Origin of the sequence: Streptomyces sp. NPDC046716 (assembly GCF_040645755.1) — a bacterium.
GTDB lineage: Bacteria > Actinomycetota > Actinomycetes > Streptomycetales > Streptomycetaceae > Streptomyces.
Map to the genome: position 1 here is coordinate 179937 of NZ_JBEYYU010000001.1, position 14586 is coordinate 194522.

Sequence of the window (14586 nt, forward strand, 5' to 3'; positions counted from 1 at the left end):
CGCCATGAGCGCGCTGATCCTGGCGGTCCTCCTCGCGGCCCTGGACCAGACGATCGTCTCCACGGCGCTGCCCCGGATAGCGGAGGACCTGAACGGGTTCGACGACATCGCCTGGGTCAGCGCCGCCTACCTCCTCGCGTCGACGGCGGTGACCCCGCTGTGGGGCAAGCTGGGCGACATGTTCGGCCGCAAGCGCCTGTACCTGGCCTCGACCGCCGTCTTCCTCGTGGCTTCCGTGGCCTGCGGCCTCGCGCAGAACCTGCCCGAACTCATCGGCGCCCGCGTGCTCCAGGGCATGGGCGGCGGCGGCATGATCGTGCTGACCTTCGCCCTGGTCGGGGACATCGTCGCCCCGGACCAACGCGGCCGCTACCAGGGCATGTTCGGCTCTGTCTACGGTGTCGCCAGCATCGTCGGCCCCCTGCTGGGCGGCATCTTCACCGACCAGCTCTCCTGGCGCTGGGCCTTCCTGATCAACCTGCCGGTCGGCGCCGTCGCCCTGTTCGTCGCGGCACGGGCGCTGCCCGCGTCGCGCGGCGGGACCAAGGCCCGGATCGACTACGCGGGCGCCACGATCCTGGCGGCGATCGCCACCGGACTGGTCCTGATCACCTCGTTCGGCGAGCGCTGGGGCTGGGGCTCACCGGCCATCGTGGCGCTGATCGCGGCCACCGTCGCGCTCGCCGTGCTGCTGGCACCCGTCGAGCGCCGGGCCGCCGCGCCGGTCCTGCCGCCCGCCATGTTCGCCTCCCGCACCGTGGTCTTCTCCGCGCTGATCGGCTTCGTCGCCAACGCCGCGATGTTCGCCGTCCTCGTCTACCTCCCCACCTACCTGCAGATCGTGCACGGCGTCTCGGCCACCCTCTCCGGCATCCACCTGCTGCCGCTGGTCGCGGGCCTTGTGGTGAGCCAGTCCCTCGCCGGACGCTGGGCCGCGCACGCCGGCCGACTCCGCGCGATCCTGCTCACGGGGCTGCTCGCGAACCTCGCCGGGCTGCTCCTGCTCAGCACCATCGGTGCCGCCACCCACACCCTCGTCCTGAGCGCGTACTTCCTCGTCACCGGGATCGGCATCGGCATGGTGCCCATGGTCGTGCTCACCACCGTGCAGAACAGCGTGCCCGCCGCCGACCTCGGCGCGGCCAGCGCCGTGGTCACGTTCGCCCGCTCCATCGGCGCGGCCTTCGGCGTCGCCGTCTTCGGTGCCCTGCTCAACACGGGCTTCGCCGACCGGACCCGACACCTGGCCGGCGTGGGCGGGTTCGACGCCGCCCGGCCCGACACCGTCGCCGGGCTGCCGACGGCTCTGCGCGACACGGCCCTGGACGCCTTCGCCCACGCCACGGCCACCGGCTACCTCTGGATGGCCCCCGCCCTCGCCGCCGGTGTCGCCCTCGCCCTCTTCCTGAAGCCGGGCGGCAGGCCGGCCACCGCCGCCGCGGTCCCGGACACCGCCGACGCGACCGGCACGGAGGAGACCGTTCCGGCCGCCTGAGGCCACGGAATCCGATGTGAACACGTGCGCAGGTCCGATCCGTTCACCTGACGACAGTGTTTGTCTCCCCACGAAGGTCGTGCCGGAGCCCGGAGAGCACACGATCGGGGACCCGGCGCGCAGGAACGAGTCAGGTCGTGTGCCCCGTCGCCCCGCTGCCCCGTCGCCCCGAGATACGTGTTCCTCATCGCGCGACACACTGTCATGTGACGGATGCGCGGACCCGGAAGCCGCGACAGGCTGAAGGCGCCCACACTCCGGCGCGCCCGTCGGCACCCCGGAACACGCACGGCCGCCCGCAGCCCCACGCGGACGACCAGGCCGGTACCTCCGAACAGCTCCCGCGACAACGGATCGCGCGGACTCGGCGGCGGTACGTCCGACACGGAGAAGAGGATCTGACGTGACACCGGTCGAGCGGCAGCCCACGATCAGGAGCAGCAATCCGGTGCTCCGCCTGCCGCAGTTCACCCCGCACGGCGGGCAAAAGACGGCCGCCCGCGAGCCACGGGCCGGACAGGCCGTGGCCCGGGACCGGATCAGGGCGGGCAAGGACGTCGAGCAGCCGCCGACCGGCGAGCCCGACGCGCCCCCGCTCCTCGTGGGCGACCTGATGACCGTCGGCGACGTCCTGCCCCGCGCGGCGACGGCACTCGCCACGACGGCCCTCGCGGCCGTCCTGGCGTGGGTGCTGCTGCCGCTCGGCACGCTCCCGTCCTGCGTCCCGTACGGGATCGCCGCCGGGGCCGGACTGCTCGCCGTGGCCCTGGTCGTGGCCCAGTGCCGCAGGAACACGTCGTCCGCGGCCCTGACGCTGACCTTCGCCGCGTGCCAGGGCGTGTTCCTCGGAACGCTGTCCTGGACGGTCTCCGGCCTGCTGTCACCGGGAGTCCTCGTGCAGCTGGTGCTCGGGACGATGGCGACGTCCGCCGGGGTGCTGCTCGCGCGAGCCCTGCGCTGGATACGTGTGAACCGGCGGTTGTACGGGTTCCTGGGCGCGGCCCTGCTGGGCCTCGGCCTCCTCGCGCTGGCGGACCGGCTGCTCCTCCCGCTCGTCGGCGCGGACGGCCTGGGGCTTGACCCCTTCGGGCTGGGCCTGTTCACCGGGCTCCTCGGCGTCGCGCTCGCCGCGTCGTTCCTCTCCCTGCACTTCGGCCAGGTCGAGAGCGGCGTCACCCACGGTGCCGCCCGCGATCGGTCCTGGTCGGCCGCGTTCGGCCTCACGCTGAGCCTCACCTGGCTCTACGTGGAGACGGCGCGGCTGTTCACCCTCTACCCCCACGACGACCTCTACTGAGCATCCGACAGAAGGCCCGCCTCTCCATGCACCATGACGCACCACCCGCGACCCCGCGCGAGACACCGCCCGCGCAGCGCCTCACCGAACTGACCGTCTCTCTCGCCGCGGACCTGGACCGAGGACGCTGGACACCGGGGCCGCTGGAGCGAATCCTCGTCCTCCGGCTGCTCACGGCCGCCGCCGGCGACGGCCGGCTCACGACCGACCGGCTGCGCGAAACGCTGTGGGAGGGCAACCTCGCCCTGACGACCGTCGGCGGCGGCCGACTGGCCCGCTTCCTCGGCGCGTTGCACGACGACAGCAGGTGCCCGGCTCCGGAGCGCGCCCCGGGACGGACCGCCGCCACAGAGCTGCTGGAGCGGGTGGCACGGGCCCTGCCCGAGGGGGACGTGCCGTGCGTCGCACGGTGACAAGGCGCCGCCGGTCGTGGAACGCGAGCACGGGCTGGCCTCCGCTGACGCTCGTACCTGGTTCCGACGCCCACCGGACCGTGGAACTGTCCGCGCTCACGGCCGAGTCGATGCCCGCCGACGTCAGGGGCGCGCTGGTGCGGCCGGCGGGCGGCACGCTCGTCGCCAACTGGCTCCCGCTCGGCCGGCCGACCGCCGTGCCGGAGGGCCGCGTGCTGCTGTCCTGGACGTCTGTCGGCCCGGACCGTACCGACGTCACGGCCCATCTGGGCCGTGCGGACGGCGAGGCGCTGCTGGCCGTCTGGCCGGGACTGCGCGGTGAGTGGTCCAGCGTGGTCCGCCCCACGGTGGTCCAGGTGACGAGCCTGTGCGCGACCCTTCCTCACATAAACACCTCACCATCGAGCGCACCGCGATATTAAGTGCTACATTGAAGTGACAGTTAAGGCAGTGCTCCACCGCATCCGAAAGAGAGAAAGCGCATGATCACCTATGACCGGCTGTTCATCGGGGGCTCCTGGACCGAGCCGAGCGCCCCGCAGTTGCTCGACATCACCTCGCCGCACGACAGGTCGGTGATCGGCCGCGCCGCCCAGGCGCAGCCTGCCGACATCGACCGGGCGGTGACCGCGGCGCGGGCATCGTTCGAGGCGGGCGTGTGGCGCGGGACCGCGCCGGCGGAGCGGATCGCGGTCCTGCGGCGGTTCAACGCGCTGCGTGAGGAGAACGCCGAGAAGGCCGCCGACCTGATCTCGCTGGAGAACGGTTCGGCGGGCTGGTTCACCCGGGCCGGCCAGCCCGGACTCACCCGGCAGGCGAACGCCTACCTGAAGGCGGCGGAGGAGTTCGGCTGGGAGGAGACCCTGGTCCCCTCCGACCCGGCGTCGCCGGTGCGCAGCGTGGTGCGGCGCGAGGCCGTCGGCGTGGTCGCCGCCGTGATCCCGTGGAACTCGCCCTTCTCCTCGGCCACTTCGAAGATCCTCCCGGCGCTGCTCGCGGGCAACTCCGTCGTGCTGAAGGTGTCTCCGGAGAACTCGCTGAGCATGGGCTTCCTCGCCGAACTGCTCGAGCGGGTCGGCCTGCCCGCCGGTGTGCTGAGCGTCCTCCCCGCGGACCGCGAGACCAGCGAGTACCTGGTGGCGCATCCGGAGGTGGACAAGATCGCCTTCACCGGCTCCACCCGCGCCGGGCGTCGCATCGCCTCGCTCGCGGGCGAGCAGCTCAAGCGCGTCAGCCTGGAACTCGGTGGCAAGTCCGCCGCGATCGTCCTCCCGGACGCCGATGTCGAACGGGCCGTCTCGGGCCTGAAGTTCGGCTCCCTGCTCAACAACGGCGAGTCGTGCATCGCGCAGACGAGGATCCTCGCCCCGCGCAGCCGCTACGAGGAGGTGGTCGCGGGGCTGAAGGAGATGGTGGAGTCGCTGACGGTCGGCGATCCCGCAGCCCCGGACACCTTCATCGGCCCGATGATCCGCCCCGACCAGCAGCAGCGGGTCCGCGACTACATCCAGATCGGCATCGAGGAGGGCGCGCGGCTCGTCACCGGCGGGCCGCAGATCCCCGAGGGCCTGGAGAAGGGCAACTACGTCACGCCCACCGTCTTCGCCGACGTCGACAACTCCATGCGGATCGCCCAGGAGGAGATCTTCGGCCCGGTCCTCGTCGTCATCCCCTATGACGATGACGACGACGCGGTCCGCATCGCCAACGACTCCGAGTACGGCCTGTCCGGCGGCGTCTGGTCCACCGACGAGGAGCACGCCCTCGCGGTCGCCCGCCGGGTGCGCACCGGCACCGTCACCGTCAACGGCGCCTCCGTCGGCTTCGACGGCCCGTTCGGCGGCTTCAAGGCCAGTGGCATCGGCCGCGAGTACGGCGCGGTCGGGCTCGGCACCTACACCGAGTACCAGACCATCACGGTCTGACCCTGCGGCACGTCACGCGGGCAGCACGCGATAACTCAGGGCCGCATAGGGCAGGTTGGACTGCGTCAGCGAACCGGAGGCCCAGGCGTGGACGCCGCCGCAGCCGGCCTCCGGATACAGCGTCACCGAAGCGGAACCGGACGCGATCTGGATCGACCGGACGGGCGCGGCAAGGGTGTGGCAGGTACCGACGTCGTCCAGGTCGACCGCGGTGACCGCCCCCGACCCGTCGCTCTCCGCGTACAGGAGCGCGCCCTCCTGCAGTGGGGGCCACCCTGCTGCGGCCTGGGCGGACCCGGCGCCGAGGCCGATCAGGGACAGGGCCAGGGCGCCGGCCGCGGCCGCGCCGTAGAACTTCGTCGTGGGGGTGAGCATGCCGTCCGCCTTTTCCTGTGAGGGGAGAGATGCGCGAGGAATCGCTGTTCGGCTGGAGACTCTTGCACGTTCAACCATGTATCGGTGAGTGCAAAACCAGACACACATGTGACGCCGCGGTGCGTCCTTGACAGCGACACCCCGCACCCGCATTCTCATAACCACTCGAACCAGTGACGAATGTGTCCGCGTTGTGCGGACGGAAGGTGAGGAAGCGTCATGACCAGCAGGCGGAGCCCCGGGCGGGCGCAGGCCGGCGCGGCGGCCGAGGGGAGCGGCGACGGCCTGGGACCGCTGCGCCGTACCCGTACCGACGTACTGGAGATCGCGTACCACGACGTCGGCCCGGTCCGCGGCACCCCCGTGATCCTGCTGCACGGCTGGCCGTTCAGCCCGGTCGGCTCCTACGCCGAGGTGGCACCCGCGCTCGCCCGCCGCGGATACCGCTGCTACATCCCCTACCTGCGCGGGCACGGCGAGACCCGGTTCCTGCGCGCGGGCACCGTCAGGTCCGGTCAGCAGGCGGCGCTCGGCGCCGACCTGATCGCCTTCATGGACGCCCTGCACCTGCCCCGGGCCCTGTTCGCCGGTTACGACTGGGGCGGCCGGGCCGCCGACGTCGCCGCGGCGCTGTGGCCCGAACGCTGCACGGGCCTCGTCTCCGTCAACGGCTATCTGATCCAGAACATCGCCGCCGCGCAGGAGCCTCTGGCTCCCTCCATGGAGGAGGGCTACTGGTACTTCTTCTACTTCCTCACCGAGCGCGGCCGTGAGGGACTCCGGCGCAACCGCGAGGACCTGGCCCGGGTCGTCTGGCACCGCAACTCGCCCGCCTGGCGGTTCACCGAGGCCGAGTTCGCGCAGACGGCCGAGCTGTGGACCAACCCCGACTACGTCGACGTGGTCGTCCACGGCTATCGGCACCGGCTCGCCGCCGCCCCCGGCGACCCCCGCTACGAGGCACTGGAGCGCAGGCTCCTCGACCAGCCGGCGATCACCGTCCCGACGGTCACCCTGGACGGCGCGACCGACGGCGTCATCCCGCCCACCGACGGCAGCGGATACGCCGCGCACTTCACCGGCCCCTGGACCCACCGCATCGTCGCGGACGCCGGCCACAACCTCCCTCAGGAGCAGCCCGCAGCCTTCGCCGACGCGGTCGCCGAGGCCGACGCTATGAACTGACCGCGTCAGCGGGCGAACTTCTCGATCGCGGCCTCGGTCACCGGGGTGAAGAAGTTGACGAGGTTGCCGTCGGGGTCCCGGAACAGCAGCGACCGGTTGCCCCACGGCATCGTCGTGGGCCCGCCGACGAACTCGGAGACGAACCCGCTCAGGTTCTCGTGCACACGGTCCACGTCGTCGACGAGGAACTCGGTGATCACGCTGTGGTTGTCCGCCGGGCGTGCCGACCCCGGGGCGAACAGCGGAACGGTGCGGGTGCCGGCGATCGCGAGCGTGGCGCCCGCCGTCCGCAGTTCGGCGAAGTCCTCGGTGGCCCACTCCGCCCGGACCCCCGTGGCCCGCTCGTAGAAGGCGACAAGGCGCGGTACATCGCCGGTGATGACGCGGATCGAGACGAAGTCCATGGGAATCTCCTTGGCTGTGCGACGGGCTTGTGTGACGCAGGCTAGGAGCAATAGAGGACAGATTCGGTCCGGTATCGACGGTAGAGTGCGAGCATGTCCCGACCCACCGGCCGTGTGCTCACGCTCCTGGAACTGCTGCAGTCGGGCGGCACCCGGACGGTGGCCGAACTCGCCGACCGGCTCGGCGTCGAAGGACGCACCGTCCGGCGGTACGTGGACCAGCTGATCGATCTGGACGTGCCCGTGGAATCGGTGCGCGGCCGCTACGGCGGCTACCGGATCGGCCCCGGATACCGGTTGCCGCCGCTCATGTTCAGCGACGACGAGGCGCTGTCCGTGCTGCTCGGCCTGATCGCCGGCCGCCGCGCCGGACTGACGACGGATCCCACGGCGAGCGAGACGGCGGCCGCGAAGATCCGACGTGTGCTGCCCCGGCCGGTCGCCCGCCGCCTCGACACCCTCCTGGACGGCCTCGCCTTCACCGACGAGCCCGGTGACACCGGCGTGCCCGGCGAGACCGTCACCCCGGATGCCGGAACCCTCCTCACCCTCGCCGACGCCGTACGCCATCACCGCCCGGTGTCGATCCGCTACACCGGCCGGGACGGGCGGCGCAGCGAACGCACACTGCACCCGTACGGAGTCGTCGCCCACGCGGGCCGCTGGTACGTCACCGGGGCGGACGCCCGCATCGGCGAGGACCGGACCTTCCGGCTCGACCGCATCGCCGACGCGCGGACCCTGCCCGGCTCGTTCGAGGCGCCCCCGGACCTCGATCCGGCACAGCGGGTGCTCTCCGGATTCGCCACGGCCGCGTACCGCCATGAAGTCGTCCTGCGCTTCCACGGAACCGTCGAGCAGATCCGCGCCCGCCTTCCCGCCGGTCTCGCGAGCGTGACGGACGACGAGCCCGATACGGGCGACGCCCCGGCGGCCGAGCGCTGGCTGCGCGTCGTGCTGCGGGCGGAGCGGCTCGACTGGCTGCCACCGGTGCTCGCCGCGCTCGACCGGCCGTTCGTCATCGAACGCCCCGGCGAACTGCGCGATCTCGTCGGCGCGTTCGCCGACCGCCTCGCCGCCTCCGCCCGTCGCTCCTGACCGGCGCCGCCCCGGTCAGGAGCCCTGGAACCGCAGCCCGTGCCCGACCGGGAACAGCGTCCGCGACGGACCGTCGGCCGCCGGTACCGACACCGGCAGTCGCCCGCTCGGACCGTGCTCGCCGACGACGACCCCCACCGCCCGGTCGAGGGCGGTCGCGCCGTTGCCGTACGTCGCCAGGTACACGGGCGCGCCGGGGAAGCGGTTGATGTCGTACGGGGTGCGCACCGCGATCACGACCACCTGCGCCCCCGTCGCCAACAGCGCGCGGACCAGGTCCCCTTGTCCAGCGCCCGCGGTGCTGGTGGCCACGACCACCAGATCCACGGCGTTCGCGTGCCCGACGGCCTTCTCGATCACGGCCCGGTCCGGCGCTGAACCGGCGTCCAGCGCCGTCACCGCGTGCCCGCGCGAGCGGAACGAAGCGGCGAGACGGGACACGGCGGGGGAGTCCGCACCGGTGACGAGGACGCCGCGCGCGCCGGGGCGGACCGGGAGCACCGCGCCGTCGTTCTTGACCAGCGTCGTGCCGCGGGAGGTGATCGCGGCCACGTCCGAACGGAACTCCGGCCCGCCGACGACGCGTTCGGCCCGGCCCGCGTCGGAGGCCGCGGTGAACAGGCCGCGGCGGACCTTGTGGCTCAGGACGCGGATCACCGAGGCGTCGAGCCGGGCCGCGGAGATCCGCCCGGAGCGCACCGCGTCGAGCACCGCCGCGTACGCCCGGGGAAGGTCGGGGGACAGCACCAGCATGTCGACCCCCGCGGCCAGTGCCGTCACCGCGGCCCTGTCCGGCGGGAACTGCCCGCTCGCGCCCCGCATGTCGAGGGCGTCGGTGACGATCAGCCCGTCGAACCCCAGCTCCTCGCGGAGCAGACCGGTGACGACGGCGTGCGACATGGTGGCGGGCACCCCGGTGGGATCCAGAGCGGGAACACTGATGTGCGCCGTCATGATCAGATCCACGCCCGCGGCGACGGCCGCGCGGAAGGGCGGCAGGTCGATCGCGTCGAGCCGGGCCCGGCTGTGGGTGATGCGCGGCAGCCCCACATGGCTGTCGGTGTCCGTGTCGCCGTGCCCCGGGAAGTGCTTGGCGGTGGCGGCGACACCACCGCGGTGCAGTCCCTCGACGGCGGCGCGGACGAACGCCGAGACGGCCTGCGGAGAGGCCCCGAAGGAGCGCACCCCGATCACCGGGTTGGCCGGGTTGACGTTCACGTCCGCCACCGGAGCGTGGTCGGCGGTGATCCCGCACGCCTCCAGTTCGGTGGCGGTGATCTCGTACGAGCGCCGGGCGTCCGCCGTCGACCAGGTGGCGCCCAGCGCCATGTTGCCCGGCTGCTCGGTGGCCGGCGGGGTGGGCAGCCGGGAGACCGCGCCGCCCTCCTGGTCCACCGAGATGATCAGGGGCAGGCCCGACGTGTCCCGCGACGCTTGTTGCAGACCGCCGGAGAGCCGGGCGATCTGGCCCGGCGCACCGAGGTTGTCGTCGCCACGCGCGGAGAAGTAGATGACGCCGCCCGGCCGGTACTTGCGGACGGCCTCGGCGGGAGTGTCCACCCCGTAGCGCTCGCGGTTGAGCGCCGCGGCGTCCTCGCTCACGTGGAAGGCGTCCCGGCCCGCCACCTCGATCATGAAAAGCTGGCCGACCTTCTCCTCCAGCGTCATCCGGCCGGCCAGCGCCCGGGCCGCTTCGCGGGCGGAGCGGGACGCGGCCGACGACGAGCCGCTCGCCGCGCCCCAGAGCAGGGCCGTACCGGCAAGGCCCGCCAGCGCTCGCCTGCGGGAGGTCGTCCAGGGGAGTGCGGAATGTGTGGCGATGGGACTGCTCCTTCGGCCGTTTTGCCCGCACCCTACTGACGGGGACAGCCGACGGGCCGGTCCGCCGCGCGGTCATACGTGTGACGGGCCACGCGGCCCCCCTGCCCCGGGGAGGCTGGCCTCGCGTACAGCGACGCGGGCCACGAGTCCTTGAAGGCCGGGAAGACCGCGCGCGCCGTCATCACCGACTTCCCCGGACGGGCGCGGGTGTGCCGGCCGTTCGACGTGGGTCACGGATCGCCGGCACACCTGTGTACGGGCCTCAGCGCCGGGCGGCGTCGTCCCGTTCGGGTGAGCGCGCCCCGCCCTGCGCCACCAGCGTCGTCGCCGCGCGCTCGCCGGTCGGCAGATGACGCCGGTAGGCCAGCAGCACCGAGCCCGCGCACAGCAGCGCCAGCACGACCAGGGCGAGCAGCAGGGTCGTCGTGCCGAACAGCGAGGTGACGGCGGCCAGCACGATCGGGGTGAGGAAGCCCGCGTAGGCGAGGGTGTAGAAGACGCCGGTGAGTCCCGCGAGATCGCGCGGTCCCGCGATGCGCTGAACCTCCAGCAGACCGCTGACCAGCCCGGTACCGATGGCACACCCCAGGACGACGGCGGCGGCCAGGCCCAGCCAGAGCGACTGCCGGTACTGGGCGCCGGTCATCACGAGCAGTCCGGCGGCGGTCAGGAACAGGAACACCACCAGCCCCCGCGCGGAGGAGGGCGAGTCGATCCGCTTCGCCCACGGCTGGATCAAAGCCGCCACTCCGAGCGTCAGACCGGTGAGCGCGGTGGCGTAGGCCAGACCCCAGGAGCCGGTGGAACCGGCGAGCAGGACGGGCAGATACCCGTAGGCGAGGGCCGCCGAGGCGAAGAGCCACGGGGCCGCGACCGCGACGACGCGCAGGAACCGCTTGTGTCCCGCGGCCGGCACCCGCAACTGCCGGCGCAGGGGCCCACCGAGACCGCCCGGGCTGGTCTCCGGGATCCGGCGCACCAGCCACACGAACGGCGCGGCGACCACGATCTGCAGCACGAAGGGCAGCACCTCCGGCAGCGGACCCCACTGCGCGAGCGCGCCCGCCACCAGGGCGCCGAGGCCGGAGCCGAGCGTGAACGCCGTCGACGCGCGCCGGGCACCCGCACCGGCGTCCGCGGCCGGGTCGTGGGGTGCCTGCGAGAGTTCCTTGAGCCAGCTGTTGCCCACCGCCATCGCGATCCCGACCGTCACTCCGGCCAGCAGGCGTCCGATGAACAGCGGGGCGACACCGAGGGAGCCGAGCGCGAGCACGGCGCCCGCGGCGAGGGCCGTCAGCGTGCCCACCGACATGACCGGACGCCGCCCGTACCGGTCGGAGAGGGCTCCGGCCAGCAGCAGCGCCGGGGCCAGACCGCCGACGTAGACCCCGAGCAGCAGGTTCACCAGGAGCGTCGAGTAGTGCTCCTGCTGCTTGTACAGCAACAGCAGCGGGCTGAACTGGTTGCCGCACCAGCTCATGACGAAGACCGCGCCGAACACGACGCGCCACGGCGGGACGGTGGAGGGGCGCGCGGCCACGGAGCTCACATCGCCCCCTGGTGCCGGGCCACGTGGTCCGCCAGGACCGCTGCGTACCCCGCCGCGTCGCCCGCGGTCAGCCGGCCCAGCAGCTCCCGGTGGTCCTCGACGACCTCCGGCAGATGCTGCGGACGCGTCGTCAGCAGTTGGTGGCGCAGGCGTTGCTGACGGTCGCGCAACAGCGTGAAGAAGTGCACCGCGATCGCATTGCCGGACGCCCCCACCACCGTGGAGTGGAAGGTCTCGTCCACCGCGACGAACGCCTCGAGGTCCGCGGCTGCCAGATGGACCCGCTGCCGCTCCACGCACTCCGTCAGGGTCCGCACCAGGTCGCCGGACGGACCGCCCTCCGCCACGACGCGACGGGCCGCCTCTCCTTCGAGGACCTGGCGCATCTCCAGTACGTCCTGGGCCTCGCGCGGCGCGACGGGCGCGACCACGGCGCCCCTGCGGCCCGCGAGTTCGAGCAGCCGCTCGCCGCTCAGCCGGAGGAAGGCCTCGTGCGCGGGCGTCCGGCTGATGCCGAGCTCCTCACCGATCTCGCTCTCGGTGACCAACCGACCGCCGGGCAGCCGCCCTGTGATGATCGCCTGTTTCACGTGCTGGTACGCGGTCTCCGCGGCGGAGCGCGACCCCGAAATAGATGGCATAGCCATGTATCTTTCCATGCGTGCATCGATGCATGCAACGCACCCCGGCCCCGCCGGGGCCGCACATGGACATCCGCCGTGTCCCGGTGGTTGCATGACCCCGAGAAACCAGAGGTCAGCGCGGTGAGGCAGCCCGTTGTGCGAGGGCACGACCGTACGAAGGCAGGAAAGGCGTCGGATGCGTGAACCGCTGAACACCCACCCGGACATTCGCTGGCCGGCCGGATTCTCGCCCGACGACGCTCATCGCTTCTTCCGGCGGGAAGCGACGGTACCGATCCCGCCCGACCGGGCCTTCGCCCTGCTCACGGACGTGTCGAGTTGGCCGGAGTGGTCCCCGGGCGTGACCGAGGTGGGCATCGACGCGCTGGCTCAGGTGTTCACCGTGCAGTGGTACGGACACCGGTTCGAGGTGTTCGTGGGGGAGAACAACCCGCCGCACCGCGTCGGCTGGCTGGGCATCGGCGCCGGAGTGCAGCTGTACCAGGCGTGGTTGATCACGCCCGCCGACGGCGGTACCCACATCCTGACCGAGAACGTCCTGCGCAGTGGCGAGCCCGAGGCGCCGGACACGCCGTCCGCGCTGTGGAACGAACGGCTCGACGCCCTGTGGCAGGCCCAGTACGACAGGCTGTCGCAGACCCCGGCGTCGTGACGCCCTGACGTCGCGAAGGCGGCCGTGACCGGCCCGGATCGTCCGGGCCGGCCACGGCCGCCTTCTGAGCTGTGTGCGCCGCAGGTCAGTGCCGCGGGGCGACGCAGCGGAAGCTGCTCGCGTCCGCCACGTCACCGTGGCCCGTGTACTGCGGGACCCGCGGGTAGAGGCACAGGTCGCGCGTGACCTTCTTGCCCGAGGTGTCGGTGACGGCGGCGCTCAGCGTCCGCGGCGCCTTGCCGTGCTCGACCCAGTCGACCAGCGCGCCGAGCGCGTCGGTGGGGGCGGGGCCGGTGTTGCCGGCGCCGGCGCAGTGGTTCACGCCCGGAGCCAGGAACACCCGGTAGAAGTCGTCGACGCGCTGCGCGCCGCCGAGCTTCTTCTCGACCCGCTCGCGGTAGTCGACGGTGCCCTGCGTGGGGATCAGCTGGTCCGCCTGCCCCTGCCAGGTCAGCAGCTTGCCACCGGATTTGCGGAAGCCGGACAGGTCCGGGTCGTCCGAGCCGATGACCTTGTCGTACTCGGCCTGGGACTGCCGGAACAGCTGCTGGAACTCGCTGTAGCTCGCGTTCGCGACGTTGTAGGCGGGCTGCTTCTTGACGAACGTGGAGATCCACTCGGAGGGCACCGGGAACGGCGATCCCACCGAGACTCCGTCGGAGGCGGCCAGCGTCGTCAGGTCGGAGCCGATCGTCGGGCCGTACCAGAGCTTCTTGCCCGACGTGGTGCGCGGGCCGTCCCAGATCTTGCGGACGACGGCGGCGTCGGCGGCCGAGAAGGTCACCTTCTTGCCGTCGCACTCGAGGGTCGTGCCGATCAGCCGGCGCGGGTCGTAGTGGCACGCGGCAGGGTCGCCGATGAACCCGTCCGCGGCACCGTCGAGCGTGTCGCACGCCTTGACGGCGGCCTGGGTCGCGAGGGTGAGTTCACACGTGCTGGGGTAGGTGTGCTCCTCGTTCATCACCACCTGGGGCCAGGCCGTGGCGACCTCGAACTCGTCCCAGTTGATGCCGGGCGCGTCGGCGAGGATGCCGTCGTAGTCGCCGGGATGGCTCTGCGCCTCGGCGTAGCCCTGACGGCCGCCGGTGGAACAGCCGTTGAAGTACGCGTACGAGGCGGAGCGGCCGTAGACCTCGCCGATGACCTGCTTGGCGACGACGGCGGCCTCGTGCACGGAGCGCGAGGCGAAGTTCTTCAGCAGGGTCCGGTCGACCTTGCCCTTGCCGTCGAGCGCCCAGCTCACATCGAGATAGCTGCCGACCCCGGCGTCGGTCGTGGCGGTGGCGTAGCCGCTCTTCACTGCGGCGGCCAGCCCGGAACCGTAGTCACCGGCCGCGTAGGCGCTGCCGCCGAGTCCCTGGAAACGGCCGTTCCAGCCGTGCTCCGGCAGCCACACCTGGACCTTCGCGTGATCGCCGGCACCGGAGTGGCCGAGGGTGACGGTCACCTGGCAGTGCGCGGGGACGTCCTTGACCGTGTCCCCGGGCAGCGGAGTCACCGGGGGCACCTCGACGTCCCCCGCCGGCTTGCTCACGGCCGACACGGACTCGATCGTCGCGCCGCTCGGGGCCTTCAGCGCCGTCGAGTCGGACGCGCACCGGAACGGTGCGGCGGTGGAGCCGCCGGATTCCGCCGTGGCCGTGGGCAGGTACACCGCTGCCGTCACCAGCGGCACGGCGGCCGCGAGGACGGTCAGAAGTCTCTTCATGGGTTTCCTCGTCTGTCGAG

Annotated in this window: 14 protein-coding genes; 8 read left to right on the forward strand and 6 right to left on the reverse strand. The window is 72.4% G+C overall.

Features of this window, described 5'->3' with window-relative positions; translation table 11 throughout:
- Positions 1 to 4: 4 nt before the first annotated feature.
- From ABZ930_RS00815 to ABZ930_RS00835, 5 genes are all read left to right on the forward strand, one after another.
- Positions 5 to 1495, forward strand: coding sequence for an MDR family MFS transporter (locus ABZ930_RS00815; protein WP_361539245.1), 1491 nt, complete (start codon positions 5 to 7; stop codon positions 1493 to 1495).
- A 403-nt stretch (positions 1496 to 1898) separates the two neighbouring features.
- A complete protein-coding gene (locus tag ABZ930_RS00820; protein ID WP_361539248.1) occupies positions 1899 to 2792 on the forward strand; it encodes a Bax inhibitor-1/YccA family protein in 894 nt (297 codons plus the stop codon).
- A gap of 26 nt (positions 2793 to 2818) precedes the next feature.
- On the forward strand, positions 2819 to 3205 hold the full coding sequence (locus ABZ930_RS00825; RefSeq protein ID WP_361539251.1) for a hypothetical protein: 387 nt from the start codon (positions 2819 to 2821) through the stop codon (positions 3203 to 3205).
- Positions 3190 to 3627 (forward strand): hypothetical protein, encoded by a 438-nt coding sequence (locus ABZ930_RS00830; RefSeq protein WP_361539254.1) that lies wholly within the window; start codon positions 3190 to 3192, stop codon positions 3625 to 3627. The genes ABZ930_RS00825 and ABZ930_RS00830 overlap by 16 nt, the downstream gene beginning before the upstream one ends.
- A gap of 60 nt (positions 3628 to 3687) precedes the next feature.
- Positions 3688 to 5130: an aldehyde dehydrogenase gene (locus tag ABZ930_RS00835; protein WP_361539257.1), complete on the forward strand. Its 1443-nt coding sequence runs from the start codon at positions 3688 to 3690 to the stop codon at positions 5128 to 5130.
- 12 nt (positions 5131 to 5142) lie between these two features.
- On the opposite strand, the gene ABZ930_RS00840 is transcribed toward ABZ930_RS00835, so the two are convergent.
- Complete coding sequence (locus ABZ930_RS00840) at positions 5143 to 5505, reverse strand: hypothetical protein (protein WP_361539260.1); 363 nt, start codon at positions 5503 to 5505, stop codon at positions 5143 to 5145.
- Positions 5506 to 5724: 219 nt separating this feature from the next.
- Between ABZ930_RS00840 and ABZ930_RS00845 the strand changes: the two genes are divergently transcribed.
- Positions 5725 to 6690: an alpha/beta hydrolase gene (locus tag ABZ930_RS00845; RefSeq protein WP_361539263.1), complete on the forward strand. Its 966-nt coding sequence runs from the start codon at positions 5725 to 5727 to the stop codon at positions 6688 to 6690.
- A 5-nt stretch (positions 6691 to 6695) separates the two neighbouring features.
- Here ABZ930_RS00845 and ABZ930_RS00850 read toward each other — a convergent pair whose 3' ends face one another.
- On the reverse strand, positions 6696 to 7094 hold the full coding sequence (locus ABZ930_RS00850) for a VOC family protein (RefSeq protein ID WP_361539266.1): 399 nt from the start codon (positions 7092 to 7094) through the stop codon (positions 6696 to 6698).
- A 93-nt stretch (positions 7095 to 7187) separates the two neighbouring features.
- Between ABZ930_RS00850 and ABZ930_RS00855 the strand changes: the two genes are divergently transcribed.
- Entirely contained in the window at positions 7188 to 8192 is a 1005-nt protein-coding gene (locus tag ABZ930_RS00855; protein WP_361539269.1) for a YafY family protein, read from the forward strand.
- 15 nt (positions 8193 to 8207) lie between these two features.
- Here the strand turns inward: ABZ930_RS00855 and ABZ930_RS00860 are convergent, their stop codons facing one another.
- From ABZ930_RS00860 to ABZ930_RS00870, 3 genes are all read right to left on the reverse strand, one after another.
- Positions 8208 to 9860, reverse strand: a complete 1653-nt coding sequence (locus ABZ930_RS00860; protein ID WP_361539271.1) for a glycoside hydrolase family 3 N-terminal domain-containing protein — start codon at positions 9858 to 9860, stop codon at positions 8208 to 8210.
- Positions 9861 to 10275: 415 nt separating this feature from the next.
- Entirely contained in the window at positions 10276 to 11562 is a 1287-nt protein-coding gene (locus ABZ930_RS00865) for an MFS transporter (RefSeq protein WP_361539274.1), read from the reverse strand.
- Positions 11559 to 12209 carry a GntR family transcriptional regulator gene (locus ABZ930_RS00870; protein ID WP_361539277.1) on the reverse strand — a complete coding sequence of 217 codons (651 nt, stop codon included), beginning with the start codon at positions 12207 to 12209 and terminating at the stop codon, positions 11559 to 11561. The genes ABZ930_RS00865 and ABZ930_RS00870 overlap by 4 nt, the downstream gene beginning before the upstream one ends.
- A 172-nt stretch (positions 12210 to 12381) precedes the next feature.
- Between ABZ930_RS00870 and ABZ930_RS00875 the strand changes: the two genes are divergently transcribed.
- Positions 12382 to 12858, forward strand: coding sequence for an SRPBCC family protein (locus ABZ930_RS00875; RefSeq protein ID WP_361539279.1), 477 nt, complete (start codon positions 12382 to 12384; stop codon positions 12856 to 12858).
- A gap of 85 nt (positions 12859 to 12943) precedes the next feature.
- Here the strand turns inward: ABZ930_RS00875 and ABZ930_RS00880 are convergent, their stop codons facing one another.
- Complete coding sequence (locus ABZ930_RS00880) at positions 12944 to 14566, reverse strand: tannase/feruloyl esterase family alpha/beta hydrolase (RefSeq protein WP_361539282.1); 1623 nt, start codon at positions 14564 to 14566, stop codon at positions 12944 to 12946.
- Between the last annotated feature and the right edge of the window lie 20 nt (positions 14567 to 14586).